Annotated in this window: 7 protein-coding genes and 1 pseudogene; 4 read left to right on the forward strand and 4 right to left on the reverse strand. The window is 50.7% G+C overall.

What is annotated here, in order from left to right; all coding sequences use genetic code 11:
- Positions 1-310, forward strand: a pseudogene (locus Q0294_RS03830) (hypothetical protein); the annotation flags it as partial.
- Between the two features lie 263 nt (positions 311-573).
- Positions 574-825: a DUF2007 domain-containing protein gene (locus tag Q0294_RS03835; RefSeq protein ID WP_299461099.1), complete on the forward strand. Its 252-nt coding sequence runs from the start codon at positions 574-576 to the stop codon at positions 823-825.
- Between the two features lie 7 nt (positions 826-832).
- On the opposite strand, the gene Q0294_RS03840 is transcribed toward Q0294_RS03835, so the two are convergent.
- From Q0294_RS03840 to Q0294_RS03850, 3 genes are all read right to left on the reverse strand, one after another.
- Positions 833-1,402, reverse strand: coding sequence for a class I SAM-dependent methyltransferase (locus tag Q0294_RS03840; protein WP_299461100.1), 570 nt, complete (start codon positions 1,400-1,402; stop codon positions 833-835).
- A complete protein-coding gene (locus tag Q0294_RS03845) occupies positions 1,399-2,472 on the reverse strand; it encodes an FAD-dependent oxidoreductase (RefSeq protein WP_299461101.1) in 1,074 nt (357 codons plus the stop codon). The genes Q0294_RS03840 and Q0294_RS03845 overlap by 4 nt, the downstream gene beginning before the upstream one ends.
- Before the next feature lie 248 nt (positions 2,473-2,720).
- On the reverse strand, positions 2,721-3,977 hold the full coding sequence (locus Q0294_RS03850) for a PQQ-binding-like beta-propeller repeat protein (RefSeq protein WP_299461103.1): 1,257 nt from the start codon (positions 3,975-3,977) through the stop codon (positions 2,721-2,723).
- A gap of 449 nt (positions 3,978-4,426) precedes the next feature.
- Between Q0294_RS03850 and Q0294_RS03855 the strand changes: the two genes are divergently transcribed.
- The gene (locus Q0294_RS03855) at positions 4,427-5,203 is read left to right on the forward strand and encodes an ATP-binding cassette domain-containing protein (protein ID WP_299461105.1); all 777 of its coding nucleotides are present in this window, start codon (positions 4,427-4,429) and stop codon (positions 5,201-5,203) included.
- Positions 5,203-7,428: an ABC transporter permease subunit/CPBP intramembrane protease gene (locus Q0294_RS03860; protein ID WP_299461107.1), complete on the forward strand. Its 2,226-nt coding sequence runs from the start codon at positions 5,203-5,205 to the stop codon at positions 7,426-7,428. Before Q0294_RS03855 ends, Q0294_RS03860 begins: the two co-directional genes overlap by 1 nt.
- Positions 7,429-7,442: 14 nt before the next feature.
- On the opposite strand, the gene dinB is transcribed toward Q0294_RS03860, so the two are convergent.
- The gene (gene dinB / locus Q0294_RS03865; RefSeq protein WP_299461109.1) at positions 7,443-8,630 is read right to left on the reverse strand and encodes a DNA polymerase IV; all 1,188 of its coding nucleotides are present in this window, start codon (positions 8,628-8,630) and stop codon (positions 7,443-7,445) included.
- Between the last annotated feature and the right edge of the window lie 160 nt (positions 8,631-8,790).

An 8,790-nucleotide genomic window follows, 5' to 3' on the forward strand; every position in this document is an offset into this window, starting at 1 on the left:
GCATCAAGAACTCGATCAAATTCTGGACGATGTCTGGAAAGATTATCTGGCTTTGCCCGAAAATATTTCTTCGAATTCTTCAGTTCCCTCAGTTGTGGAACTGGAAACTGTGATCAAGAATTATCAGCAGGTGCAGCTTGATTCGAAATATCAGATGGTCACAAATCGTCAGGAATTTCAAAAGACGTATCAACTGCTGCAGGATTATCTCAAAGACCTGGAGCAACAGCAGAAAATTCAGGAGTTTCAACAAAAGCTACCGGCACCGCCGACAGCAGCTCAACCGGAATTAGTGGCACCGAAGCCATAAGAGTGATGTCGCGATTCCGGTTACTGGTCAGCTTCAGTTTAATGATGTCACAAGGGCCTGTAACATCAAATATGGTTGACAAATTGGCGAATCGTGAGATTCTGTCTCTTTAATGGAGGTCAGGCTTTCCGTTCGGAAAACAGTATTGATGTAAATAGACTTTCCGGTTAGTTTGGTCAGATGCAAAACTGATTTGTGACTGACTGTTAAGCGCTCCCTGTATCAATTGATGAGTCAGGGACGGTTTGTCTAAGGAAAAAACGATGAGCGAAAGCCTGGAAACGGTGTATTCTACCACGAACGTGATGGAAGCGGAATTTATTAAGATGACGCTGGAAGGTGAAGGAATTCGCTGCATGCTCGAAAATGAGCTTCAGGCAGGTTACACCGGAATCTTCGAAGTCAAAGTGGATGTGATGTCCTCTAACGTGGATCGTGCCCGACAGATTATTGAAGAGATTCGCCAGTCTTCCGAATCAGAAAATAACACTGAAGATGACTCTGAAGAAGAGTGATGTGGGTTTAGTCTGCTTGTTTTCTGACGACAAACAACCGCGGCGCGCTGGCTGATTCTGATAACGCGAAAATTACTTCCTTCGCGTATGCTGCTGGATCAAGCCGGGCCAGCAAATCTGAAACGGCTGCGGTTTCCTCGGCCCCTCCGGGATGACCGGGATAAGCCAGAATCGTCAGGATGCCACCGGAACGCAGCAGGTTCAAAGAGGCTTTGAGCGCAGTCAGTGTCGAGTGTTGTTGTGTGATTTTGGTATGGTCGCCACCCGGCAGATAACCCAGATTAAACATGATTGCGCCGATCTGCTGGAGCAAGTCGGCAGAAATGATTTCACCGAGCTGACTGTGATCGCAACACAAAAGTTCGCAGTTTGAAAAGCCGGCTCGCTCGAGTGCGCTTGCCGTCTGATCAAGGGCCGCCTGTTGTATGTCCAATGCAAACACACGGCCCGCAGGTCCCACCGTCTGACAGAGAAACAGCGTATCGTGTCCGTTTCCGGCGGTCGCATCAATGGCAGTTTCACCCTGCTGCAAAATGATCGTGATCAATTCATGGGCCTGATCGGTCAAACGTGTCATGAGCGGAGATCGATTTTTCGGCTGAGGTCGAGTTGTTTTTCCACTGGCACGCTGCCTTCCAGAATATTGACAAAATGATCCGCCATCCACGGCGTCTGCAGGCTCCCCTTGGAAGCGAACCCGTTAAAAAATCCGAGTTGAGGCTGCTCGGGATGCAGACCCATAATCGGCAAGCGTCCACGAATCACTGGTCTGACTGCAGCACGGTGGTCGACTACTTCGACAGGCCGTTTGAGGAATTCAGACAGTCGCGCACAGATTTCCTCGCGACCGGCGTTTGTCGGTTCACAATTCAGATGTTCGCGATCATACGTCGAGCCCGCGCGATACAGATCGTCCTTCCAGTGCGCCAGCCAGACGCCCCGATGCACAACGCGTCGCTCAGTGAGTCCCGGTATTTTCAAAGTCAGAATTTCCCCTTTCGCCCCTTCGAAAGGGACCGTTTGGAACCAGGGATTCTGTTGACTGCGGATGCCTTCGCAGAAAATTATTTTTTTTGCCGCCAGATTCCAGCGCGGCAGTTGAACTTCTTCTGACTGGAATTCAAGATCCTTGACCGGGTCTACATCTGCTTCCAGAAAACTGTTTTGATTTTCCAAACAGTGCCGCGATGCATTCAGATAAGTCGGCACATCAAGCTGTGCGCCGCCGGTCATCTCAAAGCCGCCCTGCGAAATCTCGAAGTCATTGGGATCAGCCAGTGGCTCAGGAACAGATACCAGATCAGGGAAATGCGTTTGTGAGCGCTGCCGATATTGTTCCTGCTCCTGTTCTGAAGAAAACAGACGCAGCATCGGCTTCAGTTCGAAAAAATGAGCAGCGGTCTGCTGTTCCACACTGCGATAAAAGCGAGTCGCAAACGGCAGGAATTCATCGAGTCTCCAGGACACAACGAGTCGCAGTCCGGTAATCGGCGTGATCAGCCCTGCCGCAATTTTTGAAGACGTGATCGGCTCACAGCGATCGATCACCAGCACGCGATAACTGCGTCGAAGTAACGTCCAGGCCAGCGCGGTCCCCGCCAGCCCTTGTCCTACGATGATCAGGTCAAATAGTTTCCAGGTCGGCATAGTTGAAGTGTTTTCTCTGGTCACAATACGGCTGACTTTAAGTTGACGAAAAATTAATTGCTGCGAGAGGACAGGAAGAACTCAAACCTGGAGCGAAATAACATTCTTGATAAACTGACAAACTGTAGCCGGTTCTGCACTGGCTGCAGTTTTTTTATGCGCGAAAGAAATTCAAGAGTCTGAATTAATTTGAATTTACTTCGCCGTACTTTATCAGGACGTCAAAAAATTCAATTGCTGTCCCCATTTTACTCTCCGATACAGTACAGAAATTCCTGACGTTTACCTGACGCGTTGGTGGCGGCACGGTGGAAGATCTGATTGCCGCAGATTGCCGGGGTCGCGAAACCTTCGTCGCCGAGCTGGTTTTCAGCCAGCAGTTCGAACTTTTCGGGGTTTGCTTTAAACACGAATGTTTTGCCCTGCTCATTGGTCAGGTAGAGGCAATCGTTTGCCAGCACCGGCGAAGAAGAAACTTTCCCGCCCAGTCGGCTTTTCCAGTGTTCCTTGCCCGTCTGGGCGTTCCAGCAAAAAGCGATGCCGTTATCGTCGATTGCGTACAGATATCCGTTGTAGGCCAGCATCGATTGCTCATAACATTTTACCAGATTGGTCCAGACGACTTTTCCCGAACCATCGGCTTTGACGGCCATTGTCCCTTTCAATGGGAATCCGCCACTGGTGAAGACCAGGTCTTTGTCCCAGACCATGGTTCCGCAACTGACGATCCACATCGCAGGGGCCGACCAGAGATCGCGTCCGGTCTGGGGATCAAAGCTGGCCACTTTGGCATTGCCGCTGAGCAGCATCTGGTCGCGGCCCGCGATCCTCGCCACGATCGGGGTTGAGAAGTTCATCTTCTCCGGCCGTTTGATCCGCCAGACTTCGCGGCCCGACTGCTGATCAAAGGCGGCAATAAAACCATCCTTCTCGTATTCTGAAGTGACAATCACTTTGTCTTGATACAGAATCGGAGAGGGGGCATAGCCGAATTGATACGCGAGGGGCAGATAGCCGCCAGCTTTGATCTGCCACTGCTGCTTTCCATTCAGGTCAAGGGCCGTTAACTGAACCTGATCGAACTGAGGAAATACAGCGAAGACGGTTTCTCCATTCGAAGCCAGTGTCGGCGAAGCATGGGTATTCTTCTGGTGAATCTTCGGGGCAAAATTGCCTTGACTGACATCGGTTTTCCAGAGCTGTCGCCCCGTGGCACGATCAAAGCAGACAACCGATTGAATTTGCTTTTCTTCATCCGCGGTGGAGATCAACACACGGTCATTTACCACAATCGGCGAGCTATGTCCCCGGCCTGGCAGAGGTGCTTTCCAGCGAATATTTTGCGATTCGCTCCATTTCACAGGCGGTTTTTCCCTCTGCGCAGCGATGCCATTGGCATGCGGACCCCGCCAGATGCGCCAGTCATCTTCCGCCGCAGCACAATTTGTGATCAGGCAGACCATCAGAATGCAGTTTAACCTGCAGGCGGGTAATGGTACGGTCATCGTATGTCCTTTAGTATCTGGTATCGTTGAAATCAGTGAGTGTCACTTCAGGCGGTTCAGGTTGAAGCATTTAATTGTGGTCGAGCCGACACAGCTGTGCAAGGTGTTTCAGGAGTCTTATTTGACTCAGGGGAAAATGAGGTTCTGAAGAACAATCGTTCAATAAATGGAAGGGGTAATGCGAATTCTTTCTCCGGTTCCATTTTTAGTGCGTGACAGATTCACTTTCAGTTTGTTAGAATGGACTCACTTCGAGAATGCGTTGAGTATGCGCCAGCATTTCTTTCACAGTTCCAGTGATATCAACGCAAGTGAAGCAGGCAGTTCCATTCAAAGCTGATTGAACGATATTACTTTACCGATCTTTTTGAATTATCACCTTGATTGTAAATTCATGACGCATGGATTGCGCTGAACGTGTCAGATGAGAGCAGGGGGGGCGGGCCAGGATGATTCTTGTAAAAGATCTCACGCGGATATTTGAAGCCGGAAATCAGGATGTTCTGGCGGTTGACCATGTCTCATTTGAAGTTCAGCCGGGAGAAGTCTACGGTCTACTGGGGCCCAACGGAGCCGGTAAGACGACCACGCTCCGCATGATTCTGGGACTCCTGAAACCAACCAGCGGCGATGCGGAAGTGGAAGGCTTTCTGGTCTCAAGCCATCCCGATGAAATCAAGCGGCGGGTCGGACTGGTCTCGACCAGTGCGGGCCTGTATCAATGGCTGACGCCGCATGAAATTCTGTCTTTCTTTGCCGACGTGTATGGCGTCCATCCTCTGCAGGCCGAAGAACGGATTGAAAAGTTGTCTCGCCTGTTCGACATCACTTCATTTCTCGATCGTCGTACTGCCACCTTGAGCACCGGGCAGAAACAGCGCGTGAATCTGGCGCGATCGCTGATCCACAATCCCCCCGTGATGTTGATGGACGAGCCGACGCGCGGCCTGGATGTGGTGGGCAGTAAAGTGATTTTTGATTACATCGATCTATTGCGCGAGGAAGGCAAAGCGGTGATTGTCTGTACGCATCGACTGGATGAAGCAGAACAGCTTTGTGATCGATTCGGGTTATTATACTACGGGAAAAAAAACTACGAGGGGACATTGGCAGAACTGCAGCAGTGCACTTCCTGCCAGACGTTGACGCAAATATTTCTGCAGCTGCTCGATGCGCCTCTTGAGCCTGCGGGAATCTTGCCGACCGCTCAAGAGGAATTAATTTGATGGCGTCTCCTTTTGACCATGATTCTGATGACCGGATCTTCACACCTACTAAGAGCTTCCGGTTTTCCGGTTTGCTGCGAAAAGAACTGCGTGAGATTCTGCGAGATCGTCGCACGGTGATCACTTTGATTTTAATGCCGTTGCTGGTTTACCCTCTGTTAGGGGTGATGTTGCAGAAGTTTTTTCTCAATCAGGTCACTCACTTGAGCGAGATTGAATATCGGATTGTTCTGCCGAATGAATCGGAGGGACAATTATTCCGGGCCATGTTCAGTCAGGGGGACGAGTTACTTTCCGCGAAAGAAAAACCGGAGCTGGAAGTATCGGGGGCAACGACAACCGGGGCAACGCCTTCCGCGGGAACACTGGCAGCATTCAAACAGATCAAACCGGTCGTCAAATTCATGATCGCAGACGAGGGCAACCATAATCAAAGTATCGTGAGTCTGGTACGCGAAGGAGTCGTTGATGTCGGTGTCCGCTACTTTCCAATAGACGTCACCCCCAAAAAATCTAAAGAAAAACATCCCAGCGGTCGTTTCCAGCTCATCTACGGTTCGGAATCAGGGCACAGCCGCCGTGCTGCAGAATACGTCGAGAAACGTTTACAGGCAGTTCGCTGGAACTATCGGGATCGACTGCTGTCGCAACTGGGAGAAAGTGAAACTGTTCCCTTTTTGACGTCCGTTTCGACAGTGAAATCCGAAATGGGGCAGGCCACTTCGCTGGTGACCATCGTACCTCTGATTCTGATTCTGATGACCATGACCGGAGCCGTTTATCCGGCCATCGATCTGACGGCGGGGGAGCGAGAGCGAGGTACGCTGGAAACATTGATGGCAGCTCCGCTGCCTCGCATGTGGATTTTAAGTGCGAAATTCATCGCGGTGCTGGTCGTTGCCATCATGACGGCAATGGTGAACATGACGGCCATGCTGGCAACTGCTTATGCCAATGGGCTGGAGACCGTTCTGTTTGGTGAAGGCTTGACAGTGTTCGTGTTGCTCGAAATCCTGCTGTTACTGGTGATTTTTGCCGCGTTCTTCTCCGCCGTTCTGCTCTGCATCACCAGTTTTGCCCGCAGCTTTAAAGAAGCGCAGGCCTATCTGATTCCATTGATGCTGATCTCGATGGCGCCCGGCATTCTGGGGATGGTGCCCGATTTAAAGATGACTCTGATCTGGGCAGTGATCCCGCTCGCGAATATTGTGTTACTCAGTCGCGATTTTCTGCTGCACGATGCGCAGCCCCTCCTGTTTTTCGTCTCGGTGTTTTCCACCCTGTTTTACGGGATTGTTGCGCTGAGTTTGGCGGCCCGGATTTTCGGAACCGATACGATTTTATATGAGAGCGAAACCTCCTGGTCTGATTTTTTCAAACGCTCGCGTAAAACGCATCTGGCGCCTGCCTTGAATAACGCGATGTTGTGTCTGGCGGTGATGTTCCCCGTGTTTATTCTTTCTGCTGCTTTTGTGAGTCGTCTGCGGGACATGTCGATCTCCCTGCGTCTGCTGATATCGGGATCGCTTACGTTCTGTCTGTTTCTTTTGATTCCGCTCCTGTTTGCCCGACTGGGAGGTGTGAAACTGAAAACCGGGTTTCGGTGGTATCGGCCCGGAATCTTCTCTTGTCTGGGAGCGATTCTGCTCGGTTTTACATTGTGGCCGTTCGCTTACGAAATCGAAATCTTTGCGTTAAGTGATGAGCGGATCGAATCGCTTTCTAAATTATTTGAATCACTGAAGCTCGAACTGGGAGCGGTGCCGTTGTGGATCAAACTTGTCTCACTGGCAGTGTTGCCCGCTGTGTGCGAAGAACTTTTTTTTCGCGGCTATCTTTTAAGTGCGCTGCTCAATCGCTTTTCGAATACGTGGGCGATTCTGGCCTCTTCGTTTCTGTTCGCGTTGTTTCATGTCATCGTCCGCGATTCACTGTTCATTGAGCGTTTTTTTCCCAGTTTCTTCATGGGGCTTTGTCTGGGTTATGTAAATATCCTCTCCGGTAGCGTCATTCCCGGCATCATGCTGCACATGATTCATAACGGCCTGCTGATTACCATTGCCAGTTATCAGGATTCCTTGAGCCAATGGGAAATCAATCTCGAAAACCAGAAACATCTCCCCCTGGTCTGGCTGGGGGGCTCGCTGCTGATGGTGGTCGTCGGTTTCTTTCTGATTCGCATCAGCAATCGCCGACAATCGGCTGGCAGCACCGATCTTCCCTGATAAGGGGATTTGAACTATGTTGTTTCCGCATCAGTATCATCCGTGGAAATCCGATTCGCGCGTTTGATCGAATCGGTTCCGAAGCGGTTGGCGATCTGGTCTTTTACCTGATCGAGGCGCGAATGTTTTTGTTGATCGTCCTCATCGAACAGAGAACGCTGGTGTAAATGGCCGGCGTCAAATCCGGAGACCCCCACGCCGATCAGTCTGATGGATAAGGGGCGCTCGGGAAGCCTTTGCTCCAGCATCAGTAACGCCGCCTCTTCGATTTCATGTGTGATATCGGTTGGCTGGTTGACGGTCACTGAACGGGTAAAAGTGGAGAAATCATCGTAGCGTATTTTGAGTTGTATGGTTCTGCCGCGCAGTTCGTTTTTACGCAGGCGGCGGGCGACGTCTTCCACCAGTTCAATCAGAACCGTTTTCAGAATCTCCAGATCGGTCACGTCCTGTGAAAAGGTAGTCTCGCGCGAAATCGATTTCGCCTGCCGTTCGGGAACAACGGGGCGTTCATCAATGCCTTGCGACAGTTTCCATAAATGCGGTCCCTGTTCGCCAAACAGTTCGGATAATAAACGCGGTTCAAGAGCTCGCAGTTGTGCAATCGTGTTGATTCCCAGTCTGGCGAAGCGTTTGTTTGCCACCTTTCCGATGCCCCACACTCGTGAAATGGGGAGCGGATCAAGAAAGTGATGAATGCGGTCCGGTTCGACAATCACCAGACCATCGGGTTTATCTGCGTCACTGCCGATTTTTGCCAGAAACTTGTTAGGGGCGACGCCGACCGAAGCGATCAGGTTCAATGTCTCTTTGATTTCCCGTTTGATGGAAACGGCGATTTCCTGTCCGGTTCCGAAGAGTAGTTGACTGCCGGTAACATCTAGAAAGGCTTCATCTAGCGAAAGCGGTTCTACCAGTGGTGTGTACTTACGAAAAATATTCTGAATGGAATGTGAGACCTCGGCGTAATCTTTCATCCGCACGGGGAAAAAATGTGCGTGCGGACAAAGCTGGCGCGCGGTTTTCATGGGCATGGCGCTGTGCACGCCAAACTCGCGCGCTTTATAATTGGCTGCGGAAACCACACTCCGCTGGTCTGCACGACCGCCGACAATGATCGGCTGCCCTTTCAATTCGGGGTGGTCCCGTTCTTCAATCGACGCATAAAAGGCGTCCATATCAACGTGCAAGATCGTGCGCATGGTTTTAATCGAGAATGAGTTCTATTTATTAACTTCACTTAAAAAGAGGTCGCTTTGTGTTTCCCGCCGGTTTACGATGAGAAACCGGTATTCTTATTCCTGTATTATGAAGTATGAGTTCCTTTTTCTGGTTTTCATTTTAGCGGGGATCTCGCCGGAG

Origin of the sequence: uncultured Gimesia sp., from assembly GCF_937919775.1 — a bacterium.
Classification (GTDB): domain Bacteria; phylum Planctomycetota; class Planctomycetia; order Planctomycetales; family Planctomycetaceae; genus Gimesia.